The sequence below is a fragment of the Burkholderia puraquae genome, from assembly GCF_002099195.1.
Taxonomy (GTDB): Bacteria; Pseudomonadota; Gammaproteobacteria; order Burkholderiales; family Burkholderiaceae; genus Burkholderia; species Burkholderia puraquae.
Genome location: NZ_NBYX01000024.1, coordinates 68,338 through 90,485, shown reverse-complemented (window position 1 = coordinate 90,485; position 22,148 = coordinate 68,338). Strand labels below are relative to the sequence as shown.

At 67.7% G+C, this 22,148-nt stretch carries 24 protein-coding genes and 1 pseudogene; 6 read left to right on the top strand and 19 right to left on the bottom strand.

What is annotated here, in order from left to right; translation table 11 throughout:
* From B7G54_RS31920 to B7G54_RS39860, 4 genes are all read right to left on the bottom strand, one after another.
* Window positions 1–308, bottom strand: a 308-nt coding sequence (locus B7G54_RS31920) for an aminotransferase class III-fold pyridoxal phosphate-dependent enzyme (protein ID WP_133059236.1), incomplete at its 3' end; no start/stop codon positions are given.
* 37 nt (window positions 309–345) lie between these two features.
* On the bottom strand, window positions 346–1,683 hold the full coding sequence (locus tag B7G54_RS31915; protein WP_085042763.1) for a glutamine synthetase family protein: 1,338 nt from the start codon (window positions 1,681–1,683) through the stop codon (window positions 346–348).
* 29 nt (window positions 1,684–1,712) lie between these two features.
* Entirely contained in the window at window positions 1,713–2,501 is a 789-nt protein-coding gene (locus tag B7G54_RS31910; protein WP_085042762.1) for a gamma-glutamyl-gamma-aminobutyrate hydrolase family protein, read from the bottom strand.
* A 283-nt stretch (window positions 2,502–2,784) separates the two neighbouring features.
* Window positions 2,785–2,970 carry a hypothetical protein gene (locus B7G54_RS39860; RefSeq protein WP_039355339.1) on the bottom strand — a complete coding sequence of 62 codons (186 nt, stop codon included), beginning with the start codon at window positions 2,968–2,970 and terminating at the stop codon, window positions 2,785–2,787.
* Between the two features lie 455 nt (window positions 2,971–3,425).
* On the opposite strand from B7G54_RS39860, the gene B7G54_RS31900 reads away from it, so the two are divergent.
* Window positions 3,426–3,977 (top strand): cupin domain-containing protein, encoded by a 552-nt coding sequence (locus B7G54_RS31900; RefSeq protein WP_085042768.1) that lies wholly within the window; start codon window positions 3,426–3,428, stop codon window positions 3,975–3,977.
* Between the two features lie 97 nt (window positions 3,978–4,074).
* Window positions 4,075–5,565 carry an aldehyde dehydrogenase gene (locus B7G54_RS31895; protein ID WP_085042761.1) on the top strand — a complete coding sequence of 497 codons (1,491 nt, stop codon included), beginning with the start codon at window positions 4,075–4,077 and terminating at the stop codon, window positions 5,563–5,565.
* A gap of 63 nt (window positions 5,566–5,628) precedes the next feature.
* On the opposite strand, the gene B7G54_RS31890 is transcribed toward B7G54_RS31895, so the two are convergent.
* Window positions 5,629–5,829 (bottom strand): heavy-metal-associated domain-containing protein, encoded by a 201-nt coding sequence (locus tag B7G54_RS31890; RefSeq protein ID WP_059695248.1) that lies wholly within the window; start codon window positions 5,827–5,829, stop codon window positions 5,629–5,631.
* Window positions 5,830–6,178: 349 nt separating this feature from the next.
* On the opposite strand from B7G54_RS31890, the gene B7G54_RS31885 reads away from it, so the two are divergent.
* Together B7G54_RS31885 and B7G54_RS31880 are read left to right on the top strand one after the other, a co-directional pair.
* Window positions 6,179–6,511: a cupredoxin domain-containing protein gene (locus B7G54_RS31885; RefSeq protein WP_085042760.1), complete on the top strand. Its 333-nt coding sequence runs from the start codon at window positions 6,179–6,181 to the stop codon at window positions 6,509–6,511.
* A gap of 12 nt (window positions 6,512–6,523) precedes the next feature.
* Window positions 6,524–7,360, top strand: a complete 837-nt coding sequence (locus B7G54_RS31880) for an FTR1 family iron permease (RefSeq protein WP_085042759.1) — start codon at window positions 6,524–6,526, stop codon at window positions 7,358–7,360.
* 118 nt (window positions 7,361–7,478) lie between these two features.
* Here the strand turns inward: B7G54_RS31880 and B7G54_RS31875 are convergent, their stop codons facing one another.
* The 9 genes and pseudogenes from B7G54_RS31875 to B7G54_RS31835 form a co-directional block, all read right to left on the bottom strand.
* Window positions 7,479–7,697 (bottom strand): hypothetical protein, encoded by a 219-nt coding sequence (locus tag B7G54_RS31875; RefSeq protein WP_011353435.1) that lies wholly within the window; start codon window positions 7,695–7,697, stop codon window positions 7,479–7,481.
* Window positions 7,697–8,182 carry a hypothetical protein gene (locus B7G54_RS31870; RefSeq protein ID WP_085042758.1) on the bottom strand — a complete coding sequence of 162 codons (486 nt, stop codon included), beginning with the start codon at window positions 8,180–8,182 and terminating at the stop codon, window positions 7,697–7,699. The genes B7G54_RS31875 and B7G54_RS31870 overlap by 1 nt, the downstream gene beginning before the upstream one ends.
* Window positions 8,183–8,249: 67 nt before the next feature.
* Entirely contained in the window at window positions 8,250–8,570 is a 321-nt protein-coding gene (locus tag B7G54_RS31865) for a helix-turn-helix domain-containing protein (RefSeq protein WP_085042757.1), read from the bottom strand.
* Window positions 8,566–8,928 (bottom strand): annotated as a pseudogene (locus B7G54_RS31860) (type II toxin-antitoxin system RelE/ParE family toxin); the annotation flags it as partial. The gene B7G54_RS31865 and the pseudogene B7G54_RS31860, both read right to left, overlap by 5 nt.
* Window positions 8,929–9,056: 128 nt before the next feature.
* On the bottom strand, window positions 9,057–10,874 hold the full coding sequence (gene glmS, locus B7G54_RS31855) for a glutamine--fructose-6-phosphate transaminase (isomerizing) (protein WP_085042756.1): 1,818 nt from the start codon (window positions 10,872–10,874) through the stop codon (window positions 9,057–9,059).
* 55 nt (window positions 10,875–10,929) lie between these two features.
* Window positions 10,930–12,291: a bifunctional UDP-N-acetylglucosamine diphosphorylase/glucosamine-1-phosphate N-acetyltransferase GlmU gene (glmU, locus tag B7G54_RS31850; RefSeq protein WP_085042755.1), complete on the bottom strand. Its 1,362-nt coding sequence runs from the start codon at window positions 12,289–12,291 to the stop codon at window positions 10,930–10,932.
* A gap of 123 nt (window positions 12,292–12,414) precedes the next feature.
* Window positions 12,415–13,410, bottom strand: a complete 996-nt coding sequence (gene ttcA, locus B7G54_RS31845; RefSeq protein ID WP_085042754.1) for a tRNA 2-thiocytidine(32) synthetase TtcA — start codon at window positions 13,408–13,410, stop codon at window positions 12,415–12,417.
* Window positions 13,407–13,811, bottom strand: coding sequence for a dihydroneopterin aldolase (locus B7G54_RS31840; protein WP_085042753.1), 405 nt, complete (start codon window positions 13,809–13,811; stop codon window positions 13,407–13,409). Before B7G54_RS31840 ends, ttcA begins: the two co-directional genes overlap by 4 nt.
* Window positions 13,812–13,890: 79 nt before the next feature.
* Window positions 13,891–14,634 (bottom strand): SDR family oxidoreductase, encoded by a 744-nt coding sequence (locus B7G54_RS31835; RefSeq protein WP_085042752.1) that lies wholly within the window; start codon window positions 14,632–14,634, stop codon window positions 13,891–13,893.
* A 13-nt stretch (window positions 14,635–14,647) separates the two neighbouring features.
* Between B7G54_RS31835 and B7G54_RS31830 the strand changes: the two genes are divergently transcribed.
* Together B7G54_RS31830 and B7G54_RS31825 are read left to right on the top strand one after the other, a co-directional pair.
* Window positions 14,648–15,838, top strand: coding sequence for a class I SAM-dependent methyltransferase (locus B7G54_RS31830; protein WP_085042751.1), 1,191 nt, complete (start codon window positions 14,648–14,650; stop codon window positions 15,836–15,838).
* Between the two features lie 12 nt (window positions 15,839–15,850).
* Complete coding sequence (locus tag B7G54_RS31825) at window positions 15,851–16,045, top strand: DUF2905 domain-containing protein (RefSeq protein ID WP_006477606.1); 195 nt, start codon at window positions 15,851–15,853, stop codon at window positions 16,043–16,045.
* A 24-nt stretch (window positions 16,046–16,069) separates the two neighbouring features.
* On the opposite strand, the gene B7G54_RS31820 is transcribed toward B7G54_RS31825, so the two are convergent.
* The 5 genes from B7G54_RS31820 to B7G54_RS31795 all read right to left on the bottom strand — a co-directional run bounded on the left by B7G54_RS31820 (window position 16,070) and on the right by B7G54_RS31795 (window position 21,805).
* On the bottom strand, window positions 16,070–16,291 hold the full coding sequence (locus B7G54_RS31820; protein WP_011353424.1) for a hypothetical protein: 222 nt from the start codon (window positions 16,289–16,291) through the stop codon (window positions 16,070–16,072).
* 101 nt (window positions 16,292–16,392) lie between these two features.
* Entirely contained in the window at window positions 16,393–17,301 is a 909-nt protein-coding gene (locus B7G54_RS31815) for a carbohydrate kinase family protein (RefSeq protein WP_085042750.1), read from the bottom strand.
* Window positions 17,298–18,578 carry an AGE family epimerase/isomerase gene (locus B7G54_RS31810; RefSeq protein WP_085042749.1) on the bottom strand — a complete coding sequence of 427 codons (1,281 nt, stop codon included), beginning with the start codon at window positions 18,576–18,578 and terminating at the stop codon, window positions 17,298–17,300. The genes B7G54_RS31815 and B7G54_RS31810 overlap by 4 nt, the downstream gene beginning before the upstream one ends.
* Window positions 18,575–19,597 (bottom strand): LacI family DNA-binding transcriptional regulator, encoded by a 1,023-nt coding sequence (locus tag B7G54_RS31805; RefSeq protein WP_085042748.1) that lies wholly within the window; start codon window positions 19,595–19,597, stop codon window positions 18,575–18,577. Before B7G54_RS31805 ends, B7G54_RS31810 begins: the two co-directional genes overlap by 4 nt.
* 369 nt (window positions 19,598–19,966) lie before the next feature.
* Entirely contained in the window at window positions 19,967–21,805 is a 1,839-nt protein-coding gene (locus tag B7G54_RS31795) for an EAL domain-containing protein (protein ID WP_085042746.1), read from the bottom strand.
* Window positions 21,806–22,148 lie beyond the last annotated feature (343 nt).

The window sequence follows — 22,148 nt, the reverse complement described above, 5'->3', positions numbered from 1 at the left end:
GGCAGTTCCTGCAACTGGCGATACGCGGCGTCGGCGAGCGCCTTGCGGCCGTAGCCGACGTTCACGCACCAGAGGCCGGCCATCCCGTCGAGGATCTTGTTGCCGTCCGAGTCCCACAGGTAGACGCCGTCCGCCTTCACGATCACGCGGCTGCCCGCGCGGTTCAGCGCGCCCATGTCCGAGAACGGGTGGATGTGGTGCGCGGCGTCGAGTGCGCGGTATTCGGCGGTCGAGCGAGCCTGCGTCGCGCGCGGTGCGGCGGTCGGCGCGGCCGGCTGGATCCAGGCAGATTCGTTGCGGTAAGTCATGTTTCCTCCGTGATTCCGTATTCGGTTGTGTGCACGCTCAGACGTGCAGCAGCAGATGGCGGCGTTCCCACGAGCTGATCACGCGGAAGAACGCTTCGTATTCGGTTTCCTTCAGCGCGAAATACGCCTTCAGGAACTTGTGGCCGAGGATCTCGCCGAGCGGCTCGCAGGCGGCCATCAGCGTCAGCCCTTCCTCGAGGTTGCGCGGCAGCTGGTACGGCAGGTCGTAGCCGTCGCTGACGAGCGGCTCGGTCGGCTCCAGGCGCTGCGTCATGCCGAGATAGCCGGCCGCGAGCGTCGCCGCGAGCGCGAGATACGGGTTGCAGTCGACGCCCGGGATACGGTTCTCGATGCGGCGTGCCGACGGGCCCGAGTGCGGAATGCGGAAGCCGACCGTGCGGTTGTCGTAGCCCCACTGCACGTTGATCGGCGCGGCCATGAAGCGCGACAGCCGGCGGTACGAGTTGATGTACGGCGCGAAGATCGGCATCAGGGCCGGCGTGTATTTCTGCAGCCCCGCGAGGTAGTTGTAGAACATCGACGTCGCACCGCCGGTTTCCTTCGACGTGAACAGGTTCTCGCCCGTTTCCTCGTCGACGATGCTCTGGTGCACGTGCATCGCCGAACCCGGCTCGTTTTCCATCGGCTTGGCCATGAACGTCGCGTACATGTTGTGACGCAGCGCGGCCTCGCGCACCGTGCGCTTGAACAGGAACACCTGGTCGGCCAGCGACAGCGCGTCGCCGTGCATGAAGTTGATCTCCATCTGCGCGGCGCCGACTTCGTGAATCAGCGTGTCGATGTCGAGGTTCTGTGCTTCGCAGTACTCGTAGATGTCCTCGAACAGCGGGTCGAATTCATTGACGGCCTCGATCGAATACGACTGGCGGCCCGTCTCGGGGCGGCCCGTGCGGCCGACCGGCGGACGCAGCGGCAGGTCGGGGTCCTTGTTCATGTCGACCAGGTAGAACTCGAGTTCGGGCGCGACGACGGGCTTCCAGCCCTTCGCCTTGTACAGGTCGAGCACGCGGCGCAGCACGTAGCGCGGCGAGATCTCGACCGGCGAGCCGTCGAAGTGCACGCAGTCGTGGATCACCTGCGCGGTCGGGTCGATGGCCCACGGGATCAGGCGGATCGTCGACTCGTCGGGCACGCACACCATGTCGGGGTCGGTCACGCCGGTCAGCGAGCCGTCTTCCGGATATTCGCCGGTGACGGTCTGCACCATCACGGCCTGCGGCAGGCGCATCGATTCGCCGGACGTGAACTTGTTGCGCGGCGTGATCTTGCCGCGCGCGATGCCGGCCATGTCGGGAATGATCGCTTCGACTTCAGTGATCCGGTGCTGCTTCAGAAAACCTTCGATATCTTGCATGTCTGTTCTCGTTGGTTGGGTCGGCGCGCTCAAGCGAGCGCGGCGGCGGCCATGGCGCGCGTGCGGGTAGTGCGGCGGGCGCGGCAGGCATCGCCGAAGGCGCGGAAGATCGCGCTCGACAGCGGGTCCTGCGCATGGCGCCATTCCGGATGCCACTGCACGGCGAGGGCGAAAGCCGGTGCATCGACGACGCTCACGGCTTCGATCAGCCCGTCCGGCGCGACGGCCTCGACGGCGAGGCCGGAGCCGAGCTGCGCGATGCCCTGCTTGTGCAGCGAGTTCACGTGCACTTCGTCGCGGCCGCCGGCGAGCGCGTGCAGCCTGCCGCCGGGCGTCAGGCGCACGACGTGTGCGGGGCCGTACTGCGTGTCCATCGGCGCGTCGTCGTCCTCGCGGTGATCGGCGAAGCCCGGCTCTTCATGCACGCGCTGGTGCAGCGTGCCGCCGCAGGCGACGTTCAGCTCCTGGAAGCCGCGGCAGACGGCCAGCACCGGCACGCCCGCGGCGATCGCCGCGCGCAGCAGCGGCAGCGTGGTCGCGTCGCGGGCCGGGTCGTGCTTCGTGCCGGGCGCGCTCGGTTCGCCGCCGTACCGATGCGGCTCCACGTTCGAGTAGCTGCCGGTAAACAGCAGGCCGTCGACCGTGTCGAGTACGTCGTCGACCGACTGGCGCTCGCCGAGCGCGGGCAGCACCATCGCGAACGCTTGCGCGCCGTCGACGATCGCGGCGACGTATTTGTCGCCGACCGTATGCGACGCGTGGGCGCCGATTTGCGTGTGGTCGGCGGTGATGCCGACGAGGGGTTTCCTTCTTTCCATGACGTCAATCAGTTATCCGGAGGATTGTTGCGAACGTCTTGCCGGATGTGGCGAAACGCCGGCGTGCAACAGTCCCGCAGCCTTGCGCGAGACGCAGGGCCGCTGGTGAATGGGCGCAACGGGATGGCGTGGCGATCCGCGCTGCGCGCGACGATCAGGCCGTCGTTCGTTTCATTGCGATACGCGACGCGGCAACGAATGCGCGAACGCGTTCCGTCACCGCACGGACGATGCGGTTGGCGAATCAGCAGATGAAACGAACGACGTAAAGAAAGGAGAGGCGCTACGGCAACAGCGACGCCACTTCGTCGGTATCGACGGCGACGAATGCGCGTGCGGATACGGCGTTGTGACGCCGAACGGAACGACGGGACAGGATGGTGTAGATCGACAGGTGAAGCAGGCGAGGACTATGCCAGCCGCAACTGCCGTCGTCGGAAGCGGACGACGCGCTGCGCAAACTTCGCACATCGCCTCGATCCCACCTCACCAGAGGGCCACGGACTCTCACGATTACACTCGACTGGGTTGTTGAAAGTATTGAACACCTGACCGTTTCGACGCGCTGGGCGTTTAAAATAATCAAGGCGCCGGTTACGCGTTATTTACATTGATGGGCATCAATTTTTGCGTTGCGATAACGTTTTTTGCTGCCGATGAATGCTTGATGACGCTAACCTGAGAGCCAGCATATACGAGCCAAAAACGGCGTCAAATGTTTTTTAACAGTGCTGCATCAGGGCTTTCCCGAGCAATGCGAACAAAAGATTCGCAAAAGGAATGATCGACGGAGTGTTCATTATTTCGAACGCCTTTCAGGGTTTTCCCCGCTGATGTGCGGCATAAAGTGATTAGAATATTCAACGGCTGTCCAACACGTCGTTTCACTTTGTCATCGCACTTATCGTGTCCGAAACCGAATCGATGTCCACCGAAGTCGCCGAGCGCCTGCGTTTCGTGCGCATCAAGCATGGCCTGTCGCAGCGTGAGCTCGCGAAGCGCGCCGGCGTCACCAACGGCACGATCTCGCTGATCGAGCAGGGCCGCGTGAGCCCGTCGGTCGGCTCGCTGAAGAAGCTGCTCGAATGCATCCCGATGAGTCTCGCGGAGTTCTTCACGTTCGAGCTCGTCGAATCGCGTTCGGTCGTGTCGCGTCGCGACGAGATGCCGAACCTCGGCAACGACACGCTCGCGTTTCATCTGGTCGGCGCGAGCATGAAGGACCGCAACATGTGCATCCTGCGCGAGATCTACCAGCCGCAGGCCGATACGGGCCCCGAGATGCTCGTGCACGCGGGGCACGAAGGCGGTGTCGTCGTGTCGGGCCGGCTCGAGCTGACCGTCGACGGCGCGACGTGGCTGCTCGACCCCGGGGACGGCTACTACTTCGAAAGCCGTTTGCCGCACCGTTTTCGCAATCCCAGCGCGGAGCTGGTCTGCGAGGTCGTCTCGGCCAATTCGCCGGCGACCTTCTGACCTTCCGACCGCGCATCACTGCATTCGCTGCCAGCCGGCTGCGCGTCACGCGCAGCGGCGTGTCGCATCGCGAATGCCAAAAAACTGAGGCATCCTGATGAACAAGTTGACTTTGGCTGACTGGCAGGACAAGGCGGCGTCGCTCGAGATCGAAGGGCGCGCATTCATCGACGGCGCGTCACGCGACGCGCACGGCGGCAAGACGTTCGACTGCGTGAGCCCGATCGACGGCCGCGTGCTCGCGAAGGTCGCCGATTGCGGCGAAGCCGACGTGAACGCGGCCGTTGCGGCCGCACGGCGCGCGTTCGACGCGGGCGTGTGGGCCGGGCTGAACCCGCGTGCGCGCAAGGCCGTGCTGCTGCGCTGGGCCGCGCTGATGCGCGAGCATCTCGACGAGTTGTCGCTGCTCGAGACGCTCGATGCCGGCAAGCCGATCGGCGACACGACGACGGTCGACGTGCCGGGCGCCGCGTATTGCGTCGAATGGTTTGCGGAAGCGATCGACAAGGTGGGCGGCGAGGTCGCGCCGGCCGATCATCATCTCGTCGGTCTCGTCACGCGCGAGCCGGTCGGCGTGGTGGCCGCCGTCGTGCCGTGGAACTTCCCGATCCTGATGGCCGCGTGGAAATTCGGCCCCGCGCTCGCGGCCGGCAACAGCGTCGTGCTGAAGCCGTCGGAGAAATCGCCGCTGACCGCGATCCGTGTCGCACAGCTCGCGTACGAAGCCGGCATCCCGGCCGGCGTGTTCAACGTCGTGCCGGGCGCGGGCGAGCCGGGCAAGCTGCTCGCGCTGCATCGCGACGTCGACTGCATCGCGTTCACGGGCTCGACGGCAGTCGGCAAGCTGATCATGCAGTATGCCGCGCAGTCGAACCTGAAGCGCGCGTGGCTCGAACTCGGCGGCAAGTCGCCGAACATCGTGCTGCCCGATTGCCCCGATCTCGACCGCGCGGCGCAGGCGGCCGCCGGCGCGATCTTCTACAACATGGGCGAGATGTGCACGGCAGGTTCCCGGCTGCTCGTGCATCGCGACATCAAGGACGTGTTCATCGAGAAGCTCGTCGCGGCCGCGCGCGCATACGTACCCGGCAATCCGCTCGATCCGTCGGTGTCGATGGGCGCGATCGTCGACGGCATCCAGCTCGAGCGCGTGCTCGGCTATATCGAGGCCGGCCGCAGCGAAGGCCGGCTCGTCACCGGCGGGGCGCGCGTGAAGGAGGAAACGGGCGGCTTCTACGTGGAGCCGACGGTGTTCGAGGTGAAGCCGGATGCGAAGATCGCACGCGAGGAGATCTTCGGGCCCGTGCTGTCGGTGATCGTGTTCGACGACGTCGACGAGGCCGTGCGGATCGCGAACGACACCGAATACGGGCTGGCCGCGGCCGTGTGGACGTCGAACCTGACGACCGCGCACGACGTGTCGCGCCGGTTGCGTGCGGGCACGGTATGGGTGAACTGCTACGACGAGGGCGGCGACATGAACTTCCCGTTCGGCGGCTACAAGCAGTCGGGCAACGGCCGCGACAAGTCGCTGCACGCGCTCGAGAAGTACACCGAGCTGAAGTCGACGCTGATCCGGCTGCGTTGACGCGTTGCCGGCCGCGGGCGCAGCGCCATACGGCGGTGTGCCCGCGCCCACGGTGTGCGGGCGTTATGCAGAGCGCAACGCGGGGTGGAAGCCGGCGGCTTCGATGATCGACTGCACGCGCTCGGCGCCTTGCGCCGATTCGACCTTGACGATCTTCGCCGCGACGTCGATGTCGAGCTTCGCGGCCGGATCGGCGGCCGTCACCGCGCGCGTGATGGCATTGGCACAGCCGCCGCAGGTCATGTCCTGGACTTCGAATTCCATCGTGTTCTCCTGAGTTGACGATTGACAAGCATGGACAGCATGAAGCTTGCCACGGTGGGAAGGTCAAGCGTTCGCGTGTCGCCGAAAATCAGTGTCGCGGCCGCGATGCAACGACAGCATGTTGAAAGCGTGAAGTCTGATGAATATCGATCGAGCCTTTGACGTCATTCGGAACTTGTCCTGATTGACGGCGAAGCGTTCCCGGCGAAGCAGGGCGGATGCCTTGCCGGGTAACGCGCGATGGCGATCCATGTAGCACGATCACCATGCTGCGAGTAAGGGTACGCGATGTGAAAATGCGAATCGATCTTAGTATCAATTCCCTTTGATATTTCAATTCGTTCCTCACATGAACCGTTTTGCTTTCGGCTTCGCGCTGGCCCTGCTGGGCGCATCGGCAACGTCCGCGTTCGCGGCCGACGATGTCGTCAACCTGACCCTGAAGGATCACAAGTTCTCGCCGGACGGCGTGACGATCCCGGCCGGCAAGAAGGTGAAGTTTGTCGTGAAGAACCTCGACGCGACGCCTGCCGAATTCGAGAGCGACGACTTCAAGGCGGAGAAGGTCGTGCCCGCCGGCAAGTCGGTGGAGATCCTGGTCGGGCCGCTGAAGGCCGGCACGTATGAATTCCACGACGAGTATCACGAAGCCCAGTCGAAGACGCACCTGACCGCCAAGTAAGCCGATATCGCCATGTTGTCTACTGCCCTGATCGTCTTTCGTGAAGTGCTCGAGGCCGCGCTGGTGGTGTCGATCGTGATGGCCGCCACGAAGGGCGTGCCGCGGCGCGGCTGGTGGGTCGGCGGCGGGCTGGTCGGCGGTGTGATCGGCGCCGGCCTGATCGCGGCGTTCGCCGACGTGATTTCGCAGTGGGCGTCCGGCATGGGGCAGGAGGTCTTCAACGCGGGCGTGATGTTCGTCGCGACGCTGATGCTCGCATGGCACAGCATCTGGATGGGCCGGCACGGTCGCGAGATGGCGATGCAGATGACCGAGGTCGGGCGCGCCGTCGCGGCCGGCAGCAAGCCGCTGACGGGGCTGGCGATCGTGGTCGGCGTCGCGGTGCTGCGCGAAGGCTCCGAGGCCGTGCTGTTCCTGTACGGCATCGCGGCGGGCGATCCGGGGCAGACGCCGCAGATGATCGTCGGCGGGCTGCTTGGCGTGCTCGGCGGCGCCGGGCTCGGCTACGGAATGTATGCGGGCCTGCTGCAGATTCCGCTGAAGCGCCTGTTCTCCGTCACCAACTGGCTGATCGTGCTGCTCGCGGCGGGGATGGCAAGCCAGTGCGTCGGCTTCCTGCTCGCGGCGGGCCTCGTGCCGTCGTGGGGGGATGCGATCTGGGATACGTCGTGGCTGCTCAGGGAAACCAGCATCGTCGGCAAGGCGCTGCATACGTTGATCGGCTATACCGCGCGCCCGGCGGGCATCCAGATCGTCGCGTACCTCGCGACGCTGGCCACGATCGTCGGGCTGGCACGGTTCGTCGGCCGGCCGCAGGCGGCAATGCGGCCGCCACGGCCGGCAGCCTGAGTTGTCCGGGTTCGAATAAAACAGGGGCGTCCATGACGCCCCTGTTTTCATTTGCGGTTCGCGCCCAGCCCGTGCGCGGCGCCGACGACAGCATGCGGGTTGCGCACGCCGTGCCCGGTCAGCGGTGGCTGTCGATCCATGCGCGGGCCCATTCGAGCCCCGCATCGCGCGCGTCGTCCTCGGTGTCGAACACACCGAGCACGCCGGATGCCTCGACCAGCTTGTTGTTCTGCGTGATCGTGCCGCTCGCCGCGAAGCGCTCGGGCTGCAGGATCTCGTCCTGCTGCAGGATCGCGTGGCCCCAGATCTGGTAGCCGTGGTAGGTTTGTGCTTCCATTATCGAGTCACCTCCGCGGAGCGGTTGTGCGTGCCGACGCGCAGCACGTTGCCGTCCGGCGTGTATTGCCGCGGGATGTCGGAGTAATTCACTGCGTGCTGCTGCACATCGGGCGCAGCCGGCTGCATCACCGTCAGGCGGCCCGGTGCGGGCTGCGCGACGGGGCGCGGGGCGGCCGGTGTCTCGGCCGCGGCGGCGGGCGGACGATGCGAACCGGCTTTCACGGCCTGCGCGACGCGGCGCTTGTGCGGTTTCACCGCAGCTTTCGGTGTTGCATTCGCGTGCTTCTCCGCGCTCTTGCCGGCGCGCGTGTCGGCGCCGGTGTGCGCGGCCGGTGTACGGGCGTCCGGCATACGGGCATCCGGCGTACGGGCTGCCGGATGCCGCGCCTCGGGTGGATTCCAGACCTCGACGTAATGCTCGGCGGCCCAGCCCGTCGACGCGAACGTCAGCGCCAGCAAACCGCATCCAATCAGTCTTACCATTGTCTCTCCGTCATATTCTTTGCGACCCGCGTTCGGTCGGCCGTGCATGCGCATTCGGGGAAGGGGCTCAGGAGAACACCTCGAGCCCATGTTTCTCGACGATCTGGAGCATCCGGGCCGCGATGCCGCTCGGCCGCTTGTCGCCCTGTTCCCATTGGCGGATCGTCGACGCCGTCGTGTTCAGGTAGAGCGCGAACACGCTCTGGCTGACGTTGACGGATTTGCGGATGCGGGCGATTGCTTCCGGATCGAACTGCGGGGCGGCCTCGATGCAGAGATCGTCGTATTCGCGCATCGTCTTCTTGTCGATCAGCTTGGCGCGATAGAGTCCCGACGCGGCGCTGTGGATCGCCTCCGTCACATCGCTCTTGAATCGACTCTTGGCCATTGCAAATCTCCACAAGCGCTTTCGGTGCGAGCAGCGTCGCGATATCGGCGTTGCTGCGGTGCCCGATATCCGCGGCGAGCTTTTCGAAGGCGCGCAGTTCACGTTCGCCGGTGTCGCTCCGGTCGCGTTTCGCGAACAGGAAGACGAACACCCACGCCCGCCCGACCTTGCCCGGCACGATCCCGCGCTGCCGATTGCCGTCCAGGCGCTTTTTCCGGACATTGCCGCCGGGCTCGATGCCCTGGCCGCGCGCCAGTTCCTGCGCAGCACGGCAGAGTTCGGTATCGACGATGCCTGATTTTCTCGCTGCCTTGTGAAACCACGTCGTCCTGAAGGCGCGCCGTACGGAAGCAGGCATGTCGGGCCGGTCGAGTCAGCACAGGATTATATGCCACTACGTGGTACATATTTCGACCTGGCCGAATGGCCTGCTTCACGCCGGTACGCGCCCGGAACAGCCCGGCAGGGGCATCCCGGCGCCCGGTTTTACTCCACCGTCACCGATTTCGCGAGGTTCCGCGGCTTGTCGACGTCGGTGCCGCGTGCGCACGCGGTGTGATATGCGAGCAACTGCAGCGGCACGACGTGCAGGATCGGCGACAGTTGCCCGTAGTGCTCCGGCATCCGGATCACGTGCAGGCCGTCGTCGTTGACGATCTGCGTGTCGGCATCGGCGAACACGTAAAGCTCGCCGCCGCGCGCACGCACTTCCTGCATGTTCGACTTCAGCTTCTCGAGCAGCGTGTCGTTCGGCGCGACGGTGACGACCGGCATCGCTTCCGTGACGAGCGCGAGCGGCCCGTGCTTCAGCTCGCCGGCCGGATAGGCCTCGGCGTGGATGTACGAGATTTCCTTCAGCTTCAGCGCGCCTTCGAGCGCGATCGGGTAGTGCAGCCCGCGGCCGAGGAACAGTGCGTTTTCCTTGCGCGCGAATTCCTCCGACCACGCGATGATCTGCGGTTCCAGCGCGAGCACGCTGTTCAGCGCGGCCGGCAGGTGGCGCAACTGCTTCAGGAACTCGGCTTCCTGCGCGGCATCGACGTGCCCGCGCAGCTTGCCGAGCGTTGCGGCCAGCACGAACAGCGCGACGAGCTGCGTCGTGAACGCCTTCGTCGACGCGACGCCGATCTCGGTGCCCGCGTGCGTCAGGAACTGCATTTCGGTGAGGCGCACCATCGCGCTCGTCGCGACGTTGCAGACGGCCAGCGTGTGCGTATGGCCGAGCGACTGCGCGTGCTTGAGCGCTGCGAGCGTGTCGGCCGTCTCGCCCGACTGCGAGATCACCAGCACGAGCTGGCGCGGGTTCGGCACCGATTCGCGGTAGCGGTACTCGCTCGCGATTTCGACCTGGGTCGGGATCTTCGCGATCGACTCGAGCCAGTATTTCGCGGTCAGGCCCGAGTAGTAGCTCGTGCCGCACGCGAGGATCAGCAGGCTGTCGATTTCCGCGAACGCGGCGGGCGCGGCGTCGCCGAACAGCGTCGCGTCGAACGCGTCCGTCTGCGGCACGGTGTCGCCGATCGCGCGCGGCTGCTCGAAGATTTCCTTCTGCATGAAGTGGCGATACGGGCCCAGCTCGACCGCGCCGCCGTATGCGCTGACCACGCGGATCTCGCGCTGCGCGAGCGCGCCGTTCCGGTCGACGATCTTCACGCCGTCGAGCGACAGTTCGCACACGTCGCCTTCCTCGAGGAACGTGAAGCGGTCGGTGCTGCCTGCAAGCGCGAGCGCATCGGATGCGAGGAAGTTCTCGCCGTCGCCGTGGCCGACCACGAGCGGCGAACCCTGGCGTGCGCCGACGACAGTGTGCGGCTGGTCCTTGTGGATCACGGCGATCGCATACGCGCCGTGCAGCTGGCCCACCGCTTCGCGCACCGCGTCGAACAGGTTGCCGCGATACAGGCTGTGCACGAGGTGGGCGATCACTTCGGTGTCGGTTTGCGACACGAATTCGTAGCCCTTCGCGCGCAGTGCTTCGCGCAGCGATTCGAAGTTCTCGATGATGCCGTTGTGGACGAGTGCGAGCGCGTTCGACGAGAAGATCGGGTGCGCGTTGTGCGTAACGGGTGCGCCGTGCGTCGCCCAGCGCGTGTGTGCGACGCCCGTCGTGCCTTCGAGGTGCGATTCGCGCACCTGCGTGTCGAGATCGGCGACGCGCGCGACGCTGCGCGCGCGCTTCGGTGCGCCCGGCTCGAGCACGGCGACGCCGCACGAGTCGTAGCCACGGTATTCGAGGCGCCGCAATCCTTCGATCAGCACCGGAACGATATTACGTTGCGCAACTGCGCCGACAATGCCGCACATGAATGAGTCAGTCCTGTAAGTCGACGCGGGCGCCGCCGGGGCGCCCGCAAAAGGTTCAGCTTTTCTTCTTGACCGGGCGGACGTAGCCGCTCTTCGCGGTCTGGGTCTTCTCGTTCAACGCGAGCAGGCCGTCGGCCACGTCCTTCCAGATCGTCGTGCCGGCGGCGATCGTCACGCCGCGGCCGACGCGCACGGGCGCGACGAGCTGCGTGTCGGAACCGATGAACACGTCGTCCTCGATCACGGTGCGGAACTTGTTCGCGCCGTCGTAGTTGCAGGTGATCGTGCCCGCGCCGATGTTCACGCGCGCGCCGATATCGGCGTCGCCGATGTACGTGAGGTGGTTCGCCTTCGAGCCGTGGCCGATCACCGCGTTCTTCACCTCGACGAAGTTGCCGACGTGCGCTTCGTCCGCGAGCTGCGCGCCGGGGCGCAGCCGCGCGTACGGGCCGATCACGGTGTGCGCGCCGAGCTTGGCGCCGTCGATGTGCGTGAACGCGTCGATGCGCGTGCCCGCGCCGACCGACGCATTGCGGATCACGCAGTTCGCGCCGATCGTCACGTTGTCGGCGAGCGTCACGTTGCCTTCGAACACGCAGTTCACGTCGATCGACACGTCGCGGCCGCAGCGCAGCGTGCCGCGCACGTCGAGGCGCGCCGGATCGGCGAGCGTGACGCCGTCGACGAGCAGTGCTTCGGCGATATTGCGCTGGTGGATGCGTTCGAGCTCGGCGAGCTGCGCCTTGCTGTTCACGCCGAGCGTTTCCCATTCGTCGTCGGGCTGCGCGGTGACGACCTCGAAACCGGCCTCGATCGCGAGTTCGACGACGTCGGTCAGGTAGTACTCGCCCTGCGCGTTCTCGTTCTTCAGCGCGCCGAGCCACATCGACAGCTGGGCCGTCGGTGTAACGATGATGCCGGTGTTGATCTCGGCGATCTTCAGCTGTTCGGGCGACGCGTCTTTCTGCTCGACGATGCGCGTGACGAAGCCGGCCGCGTCGCGCACGATGCGGCCGTAACCGGTCGGATCGTCGAGCGTGACGGTCAGAATCCCGTAGCGGCCTTCGCGCGCGGCATCGACGAGGCGCTGCAGCGTCGATGCGCGCGTGAGCGGCACGTCGCCGTACAGCACGAGCGTCGGTTGAGCGGGATCGAGGAGCGGCAGCGCCTGGCGCACCGCGTGGCCGGTGCCGAGCTGCTCGGCCTGCACCGCGAACTGGACGTCGGGCGCGGCGACGGCGGCCTGGACCTGCTCGGCGCCGTGACCGACGACGACGACGAGCCGGGACGGCTGCAGCGTGCGCGCGGTGTCGATGACGTGGGAGAGGAGCGGCCTGCCGGCCAGGGGATGAAGCACTTTCGGCAGCGCGGAACGCATGCGCTTGCCGGTGCCTGCCGCCAAAATCACGATATTCATGGCGCCAGCTTGTCAGAGGAGTTCGAAGCTGTCCATTTTAGCATGCGGCCCCCGTCGTTCCGGGCCTGCTGCGGCGCGGCAGCAACGCCGGAACGGGCGGCTCGCGCGCCGTTCCGGCCCCGCTTACAGGTCGTCGAACTGGACGATCGAGATCGGTTGGGCGCCGCCCGGCGCCGCGGTGTCGTCGCCCGACGCGCACGGCTCCTCGTCGAACGCGATGTCACCCTGCGGATCGGCTTCGCCTGTCGCGCGCAGCGACTGGAACGGGTACAGCGTCGGGTCCATCAGGTGCGACGGCACGACCTTCGCGAGCGCGTTGAACATGTTGTCGACGCGGCCCGGGAAGCGCTTGTCCCATTCGCGGATCAGCGCCTTCATTTCCGCGCGCTTCAGGTTCGGCTGGCTGCCGCACAGGTTGCACGGGATGATCGGGAATTCGCGCAGCTCCGCGTATTTCTCGAGATCGGTTTCCTTCACGTACGCGAGCGGGCGGATCACGATGTTCTTGCCGTCGTCCGACTGCAGCTTCGGCGGCATTCCCTTCAGCTTGCCGCCGTAGAACATGTTGAGCAGCAGCGTCTGCACGATGTCGTCGCGGTGGTGGCCGAGCGCGATCTTGGTCGCGCCCAGCTCGCCGGCCACGCGGTACAGGATCCCGCGGCGCAGCCGCGAGCACAGCGAGCAGGTCGTCTTGCCTTCGGGCACGAGCCGCTTGACGATGCTGTAGGTATCCTGGTTCTCGATGTGGAACGGCACGCCGACCTGCTTCAGGTATTCGGGCAGCACGTGCTCGGGGAAGCCCGGCTGCTTCTGGTCGAGGTTCACCGCGACGATGTCGAAATCGATCGGTGCACGCTCGCGCAGGCGCAGCAGCACGTCGAGCATCGCATAGCTGTCCTTGCCGCCCGACAGGCATACCATCACCTTGTCGCCTTGCTCGATCATGTTGTAGTCGCCGATCGCCTGGCCGACCTGGCGCACGATCCGCTTGTACAGCTTGTTGTTCTCGTACGCGTCCTTCTGCTCGCGGCGCGTCAGCGCCGGGCGGCCGGCCGGGGCGGCGGTCGCGTCGAGGGTGGCGGCGTCGGCCGCCGTGTCGTTCATGTGGGGGGCGTTCATGCGCGCTCCTCGTCCTTGATGCGAAAGACTTCGACGCCGACGGCGTCGCAGTCCGGATAAGCGTCCGGTTTCTCGGTACAGACGCGTACCGCGCGCACGGCGTCGTGCGCCAGCAGGCGCGTGGCGATCGCGTCGCACAGCGTTTCCTGCAGGTGGATGTGGCCGCGCGCCACGCATTGCGCGACGCTCTGCTTCATCAGGTCGTAGTCGACGACTTCATGCAGCCGGTCGTCGACGGGGGTGGACAGCGCGAGCGGCACGAACAGGTCGACATTGATGACGACGCGCTGCTCGCCGCGCTTCTCGTGTTCGAAGGCACCGATGTTGATGTGCACTTCGTAGTCGCGCAGGTAGAGCCTGCGGCAGTCCGCGAGGCGGGGGTGCAGGAGAGCGGAAAACATGGTCGTCCCAGTCAAATTGGCGTGCGCACACGCAAAGCGGCGCGGGCGGCGGCAGTCAGGCCGCGCGTTTCCGCGCAGTTCATTCATTCGGGCCGGCGGCGGGCGGCACGAGGTGCTCGCCGCCGTCGACGGTCAGCGTCGCGCCCGTGACGCCGGGCGCGCTCGCGAGATAGCAGGCCGCCGCCGCGATGTCGTCCGCGTGCGGCGCGTGGCCGCGCACGAGCGCCGCGACCCGCACCTTCGGCGCCAGCGACAGCGCCAGCGCCGACGTCGCGCGGTTCAGCGCGGCCTGCATCAGCGCGTGCGACAACTGCGCCGGCGCAGGGTGAAACAGCGCCTGGTCCAGCACGTGGATCGCGCATGCACGCAGCGCTTCGTGCTCGCGCGCGGCGTCGGGCGTCGCATCGGCGAGCGCGCGGGCCAGTGCGAGCGGCGCCGTCACGTTGCGCGCGAGCGCGCCGGCGAGCGACGCGCCGTCCACCGTGTGCGCGTCGTCGGCACCCGCGCTGGCGCTGACGAACACCGCGCACGCGGGCCGGCCGAGCGCCGCGCCGCACGCGGCGACGAGGCCGGCTGCGTCGGTTTCCAGGGCCAGATCGGCGTCGAGCACGGCCGCGCGGCGGCCGAGCGCCGCGACTTCGGCGACGAGCGCGTCGGCGGCCGCGCGCGGCGCGCCGTCGCTGCGCTGCAGCGCGACGTCCCAGCCGCGGCGTGCGAAACCCGTCGCGAGTGCCCGGCCGATCGACGCGGCGTCGGCCGTGCTGCCCAGGGCGCCCGTGACGAGCACCACGCGTGGGGTCGACGTATCGGCTGAAACGGTCATTTACAATGCCGGGATGAACCCGAAAGCTCACGAACCCGCTAGTTTACCTGCTCCCGGCCCTGACGCGCTTGCGCAGTCCGAAACCCTCGCCGCGCAACTGCGCGACGAGATCGCGGCGGCCGGCGGCTGGCTGCCGTTCGACCGCTTCATGGAGCGCGCGCTGTATGCGCCCGGCCTCGGCTATTACAGCGGCGGCGCGCGCAAGTTCGGGCGCCGCGCCGACGACGGCAGCGACTTCGTCACAGCCCCCGAGCTGTCGCCGCTGTTCGCGCAGACGCTCGCGCAACCGGTCGCGCAAGCGCTCGCGGCGAGCGGCACGCGTTGCGTGATGGAATTCGGCGCCGGCACGGGCAAGCTCGCGGCCGGTCTGCTTGCGGCGCTCGACGCGCTGGGCACCGAGCTCGACGCCTACCTGATCGTCGACCTGTCCGGCGAGCTGCGTGAACGGCAGCGCGACACGATCGAGGCCGCCGCACCGGCGCTCGCCGCGAAGGTGCGCTGGCTCGACGCGCTGCCCGAGCGGTTCGACGGCGTCGTGGTCGGCAACGAGGTGCTCGATGCAATGCCCGTGCGGCTGTTCGCGAAGGCGGGCGGCGCGTGGCAGGAGCGCGGCGTCGCGCTCGACGCGCAGCGGGCGATCGGGTTCGAAGACCGGCCCGTCGGCGCGGCCGGCCTGCCGCCGGTGCTCGCGCAGCTCGACGTCGGCGACGGCTACGTGACCGAGACGCACGAGGCCGCGCTGGCGTTTACGCGCACCGTCTGCACGATGCTCGGGCGCGGCGCGGTGCTGCTGGTCGACTACGGTTTTCCGGCGCACGAGTACTACCATCCGCAGCGCGACCGCGGCACGCTGATGTGCCACTACCGCCACCACGCACACGACGATCCGTTCCTGTACCCGGGGCTGCAGGACATTACCGCGCACGTCGAATTCACCGGCATCTACGACGCGGCCATTGCCACCGGCGCCGACCTGCTCGGCTACACGTCGCAGGCGCGCTTCCTGCTGAACGCGGGCATCACCGACGCGCTGGCCGCGATCGATCCGTCCGACATCCGCGCATTCCTGCCGGCCGCGAACGCGGTGCAGAAGCTGATCTCGGAAGCCGAGATGGGCGAGCTGTTCAAGGTGATCGCGTTCTCGCGCGGCATCGACGGCACGCTCGACGCGTTCGCGCGCGGCGACCGCTCGCACGCACTCTGACGGGAGCCGGCCATGCTGCGCTGGCTGTTGACGACGTTCATCGCGGTGATGATCCTGACGCGCTGCTGGCCATGGCTCGGCAAGCTCGGCATCGGGCGGATGCCGGGCGACGTCACGCTGACCCTCGGCGGGCGGCGCTACCCGTTCCCGTTCATGTCGACGCTGGTACTGACGATGCTGCTATCGATGGTGGCGCGGCTGCTCTGAGCCGCGCCGAAAAGGTGGCGCGCGTTACAGCTCGATCTCGCCGAGGATCCGGTGCGCGAGCGCCTTCGCCTCGTCGAACGCTTCTTCCTCGCTGGGGCTCGTCGAGTGGACGTCGTAACGTGTGTTCTCGGTGTCGTCCCCGTCGTCGCGCGCGAGGATCACGTAACCCTGGAACTGCCCGTTGCCCGCATGCTGGGTATGCGCCTTGGCCGTGTAGATGCCTTTCGTGAACGTGTTCGTGTCCATCGTGCTCTCCCGCAAAAGGACACTTCATCGTAGCACTGCGGCGCAGCATGTACAGTGCCGCTTATCGGTGACCGAACAATGTCCGGTCACCGTCCTTTCCATCAGCGTTCGATCAGCGCGACGACCTCGTCGAGCGCGGGCGCATGCGCGCCCGTATGCCGGCACGCGGCGGCGCCCGCCGCCAGCGCGAACACGAGATGCTCGCGCCACGTGCGCTGCGGCGCGGCCATCAGGCTGAACAGCATGCCGCCGATCGACGCATCGCCCGCGCCGACGGTGTCGGCCACCTCGACGCGCGGCGGGCTGGCCTCATGCACGTCGCCGTCCGCGTAGAGCGTCGCCGCCTGCGCGCCGCGCGTGACGAGCACGGCCGCGCGCGGGTTCAGCGCACGCACCGCGCCAATCGCTTCGGGGCCGTCGCCGCCGAACAGGTGGCGCAGGTCTTCGTCGGACACCTTGATCAGGTCGGCGAGCGCCGCCATCTTCTCCAGTGTCGGCCGGTATGCGGCCGTCATCAGGTTCCGGACGTTCGGGTCGAAGCTGATCTTCACGCCGCGCGCGTGCAGGTCGGCCGCGAGCGCGGCCAGCGTGCCCGCGAGCGGCTCGCGCACGAGGCTGATGCAGCCGAAATGCGCCCATTTCACGTGGTCGGTCCAGCCGGCCGGCAGCCGCGCGGGATCGAACGCGAGATCGGCGCTCGCTTCGCCGATGAAGAAGTACGCGGGCGGGCGCGTCTCGTGGACGATCGCGAGCAGCGGTGGCCGCGCGACGCGCTGCAGGAAGCGCAGGTCGAGCCCGGCCGCGTCGCTCGTGCGCCACAGCACGTCGGAGAAGCAGTCCTCGCCGATCGCGCCCGCGAGCGCGCTTGGCACGCCGAGCCGCGCGACCGCGCGCGCGACGTTCCAGCCGGCGCCGCCCGGCACCGACGTCCATTGCGCATCGCCCGCACGCACCATGTCGGTCAGGATGTCGCCCGCCGACACGAAAGCCGGAAACATGCCGCCGCTCATTGCGTCGGCTCGCTGCGCTGCGCGCGCGCGAGGGTCGCAAGCACGTCGTAACACGCGCCCATCGTGTGATAGTCGGTCTTGCCGGCCGGGCTCTTCTCGTCGCTGTACTTGCGGTTGTCGCAGGTGAGGATCCGGTACCACGCACCGTAGCGGTGATCGACGAAGTGCGCCCAGCTATAGCGCCAGATCTCGTCGTACCAGTCCCAGAAGCGCTCGCTGCCGGTGCGCGCGCCGAGCATCGCGGCCGCCGCGAAGGTTTCGGCCTGCACCCAGAAGTACTTGTTGTGGTCGCAGATCGTGAAGTCGGGGCCGAAGCCGTAGTACAGGCCGCCGTGATCGGCGTCCCACGCGTGCGTGAGCGCGGCATCGAACAGCTCGGCGGCGCGCGGCACGAGCCAGTCGAGCGGGCGGTGCCGCTCGAGGATCAGCAGCAGCTTCGCCCATTCGGTCTGGTGCCCGGGCTGGAAACCCCACGGACGGAAGATGTTCGAGCTGTCTTCCTTGTTGTAGTCCCAGTCGACCGACCAGTCCGCATGGTAGTGCTCCCACACGAGCCCGCCCGACAGCGCGGCCTGGCGCTGCGTGATGTGGGACGCGAGTTTTTCCGCGCGATCGAGGTACGTGAGGTGGCCGGTCGCCTCGTAGGCCGCGAGGAGCGCCTCCGTCATGTGCATGTTGGCGTTCTGGCCGCGGTACGACGACACGATCCAGTTCGGCGTCGCGTCGTCCGCATAGAGGCCCGCGGCCGCATCCCAGAAGCGGTGCTCGGCGAGCTCGTAGGTGGCCGCGATCAGCGGGCGCGCCTCGTCGATGCCGGCCATCGTCGCATGTGAGGCCGCGAGCAGCACGAACGCGAGCCCGTAGCAGTGGCGCGTGCCGTCGAGCGTCTCGCGCTTCGCACCGTCGCGCCAGTCGAGTTCCCAGTCGTAGCCCTGCAGTTCGTCGTCCCAGTGCGCGTCGCGCAGGAAGCGCAGCCCGTGGCGCGCGTATTCCAGGTGGCGCGGATCGCCGAAATGCCGGTACGCCATCGCGTAGTTGAAGACGAACCGGCAACTGCTGACGAGGTGCCGCGACGTGCGGTTGTAGATGCTGCCGTCGTCGCGGAAGTAGTGGTAGAAGCCGCCCGTCGGGTCGAACGCGTTCGTTGCGTAGAAGCGCAGCGTGTCCTCGATGTGCGACAGCAGGAACGACGGATCGCGGAAACTCGCGACGAACGGGGCGGCTTGCGTGTGGGCGGCCGGCGCGGCCGTGCAGGGTTGGACCGGGGGCATGTTCATGATGATTCGGTGGCCGTGGCGGTATCGAGCGCCGGGGAGCCGGCGGGCTGGCTGCTGGCCCGCACGATCAGCTCGACGGGCAGGGAAATCTCGGTGCGCTCGGGTGCTTCCGCGAGCAGCAGTTCGACGCCGCGGCGGCCGAGCGCCTCCTTGTCGACCGCGAGCGTCGTGAGCGGCGGGCTCGCGTGGGCGGCAGCCGGGATGTTGTCGAAGCCGACGATCGCGATGTCGTCGGGAATGCGCAGCCCGCGTGCGGTGCAGACGCGCTGCGCGGCGAGCGCGGCCGCGTCGTTGTACGCGAAGACGGCTTCCGGGCGTGGGCCCGGCGCGTCGAGCAACTGCTCCATCGCACGTGCGGCGCCCGTATCGGGATCGAGACCCGCGTCGATCGTCACTTCGTACGCGGGATCGAACAGCCGCCCGGCCTCGAAGAATGCACGCCGGTAGCCGATCGCGCGCTGCGCGATGCTGTAATGCGCGGGCGAGCCGCCGATGAAAGCGATCCGCGTGCGGCCGGTGGCGAGCAGGTGGCGCATCGCGAGCGCCGCGCCCGTCGCGTTGTCGATGTTGACCGAGCGCAGCCCGGGCGCCCACAGGTCGATCAGCACGAGCGGGCGGCCGGTCGCGGCGAGCGCCTCGATCGTCTCGGGCTCGATGAAGCCGGCCACCGCGATCGCGTCGGGCGCGTGCGGGCGCATCTGGCGCAGCACGTCGTCGTTCGGCCCGACCGTGAGCAGCGTCGGCACGATGCCGCGCTCGCGGCACGCGTCCTCGACGCCATGCAGCACGTGCGAGAAGAACGGGCTGGCCGGAAAGCGGTTGTGCTGGCGGTGCAGCAGGAAGGTGAGCCGGCGGATGCGCGGCCGCAACTGCGCGGAATCGTAGCCGAGCCGCTGCGCGATCTCGACGATGCGCGCCCGCGTGGCTTCGGACAGGCCCGGCTGGTTTTTCAGCGCGCGGGAGACGGTGCCGATCGAGACCTCTGCCGCCCGCGCCACATCGCGAATGGTCGTACCCATCGTTCGGGGTCCGGTTTGTTTAGGATGAAAGCGATTGTATAGTAAAACGTATTGCGGAATTCGGGCCGGATGGACGGGGAATACCCGCAAAATCCGGGTTTTTAAGCGCTAATCTGCGAAAACGCCGTTACTAAAAATACTAAACAAAACGCGAAAAAGGCAAGGTGGGCGTGCGGGTGCCTGGCGGGCGTGAAGTGGCGGCAGGCGGGCCGGCTTCCTGCGTTTGCGCACGCGTGCCCAACGGCGTGCCCAGGCCCGCGGGAAGGCGGTGCACAACGAACGGCTCGGCCGCATGACGGGCGGAGGGGCGCCATCGTCGCACGGGGGGGCCGCCGTGTTCGTTCCGCAATCGACGGCCGCCCGCCGCGTTCAGCGTATCGCCGCGCCCGGTCGTTCGCCGCGATGGCGCAGCGCGGCGCGGCCGGCATCGAGGTCGACGACCGCGAGCCCGTCCGGCTGCTGTTTCGCGCGCCGCTTCGCGAGCGCGGCGACCGACGCGATCTCGTCGCTGCCGTAGCGCTTCGCGCCGTGTGCGCCGGCCGGCACGCCGACCGCGCCGATCGCCATCGTCACGAAGCCGAAGAACGCCGGGTTGCCGTGGCGGTCCTCGCCGCGCAGTCCGCCCGCCTGCCGGTCGGCCTGCGTGTAGAAGAGCTGCGCGCCGTCGTTGAAGCGTGCGATCGCGTCGGCGGCGCGTTCGCGCCAGTCGGCGCGCTGGAACAGCACGAGGAAATCGTCGCCGCCGACGTGCCCGAGAAAGTCGCGCTGCGGGTCGCACACGCCGGCCAGCACCGTCGCCGCGAACTTCAGCACCTCGTCGCCCTGCCAGTAGCCGTACTGGTCGTTGAACGGCTTGAACTGGTTCAGGTCGACGTAGCACGCATGAAAGCCGGCGTCGCGCTGGAGCAGGCGGTCGATGTGCGCGCTGATCGGGATGTTGCCGGGCAGGAACGTCAGCGGATTCGCGTAACGCGCGGCCTCGATGCGCATCTCGGTCACTGCGCGCACGAGGCTCTCGCCGGTGCCGAGCCCGACGTAGCGGCCGTGTTCGGTGATCACGAAGCCGTCCGCGAGATAGCGCTGGTCGTGGCTTGCGAGCAGCATCGCGAGTTGCTCGAACGTCGTTGCGTTATCGATCATCAGCGGTGCGTCGTTCGCGAACTGCAGGCACGGCTTCTTCCCGAACACCTCGCGGTGGTACGGCAGCGCAAAGCGGTCGATGAAGCTGCGGCGATTCACGAGCGCGACGGGCCGCCCGCGTTCGACGAGGGCGACCGCGTGCAGGTCGGGCATCCGGTTGAACAGGTCGAGCACGTCGTTGCTGGTCGCGTCGCGCGGCAGCGCCGGCGCCGGAACCAGCATCTTCCCGGCGATCGTGCCGGCCGGCCGCACCGAGCGCGTTGCCCCGGGAAACACCGCGATGTGCGGCGCGCGGATCGCATCGCGCGCGGCCGGCGCGACGACCCGCGACGGCTGCGCGTTCGGCCGGCCGAGCAGGAAGCCCTGCACGCAGCAGATGCCCATGTCGCGCACGACGATCAGGTCGCATTCGTTCTCGATGCCTTCCGCGATCAGTTGCGCGCCGCTCGCCTGCGCGAAGTGCTGCATCGCCTTCACGGCCTCGAACTTCAGCGGGTCGCGGGCGATGTCGTGGATGAAGAAGCGGTCGATCTTCACGACGTCCGGTTGCAGGCGCAGCCACAGGTTCATGCTCGCGTTCGCGGTGCCGTAGTCGTCGAGCGCGAACTGGATGCCGGCGTCGCGCAGCGATGCGACCGCGGGCCCGATGTGGGCGATGTCCGTCGTCGCGTTCTGCTCGGTCAGCTCGATCACGATGCGCTCGGCGCCGACCCGCGCGCGGCCGAGCAGCTGGCGGGCGCGCTCGCGTTCGCGCGCGAGTTGCAGGATCGCGCCGGCGCTGAAATTGAGGAACAGCTTGCCGTCGCAGCCGAGCGCCGCGAACGCGTCGAGGCAGGTGAGCGCGGCCGCCTGTTCGAGCGCGATGGTCTCGCCTTCGCGCGCGGCCTGCGCGAACAGCGCGGCGGGCGGCTCGAGATCGGTGCCGCGCGGGCCGCGTATCAGGCCCTCGTATCCGACCACCGTCCCCGACCCGAGATCGACGATCGGCTGGAAGACGGCGGCGAGCGCGCGATCCGCGATCAGGCGCGTGGTGCTGGCGGCAGCGGAATCGGGGTGGGGCGCGGGCATGGGCGAGGGCAGCCGGTTCGACGGGACGCCCGATTTAACGGCACTGCTCGCGGAGAATTGAATGAAGATTTCGTGACGCGATGGGCGTTGCCGGTGCATCGCGCCTGGGGCGCATTTGGAAGGACTGCACGGCGATACGGCGATACGGCGATACGGCGATACGGCGATACGGCGATACGGCGATACGGCGATACGGCGATACGGCGATACGGCGATACGGCGGAAAGGCGGAAAGGCGGAAAGGCGGAAAGGCGGAAAGGCGGAAAGGCGGAAAGGCGGAAAGGCGGAAAGGCGGAAAGGCGGAAAGGCGGAAAGGCGGGACGGCCCCCCGGTGCCCGTCCCG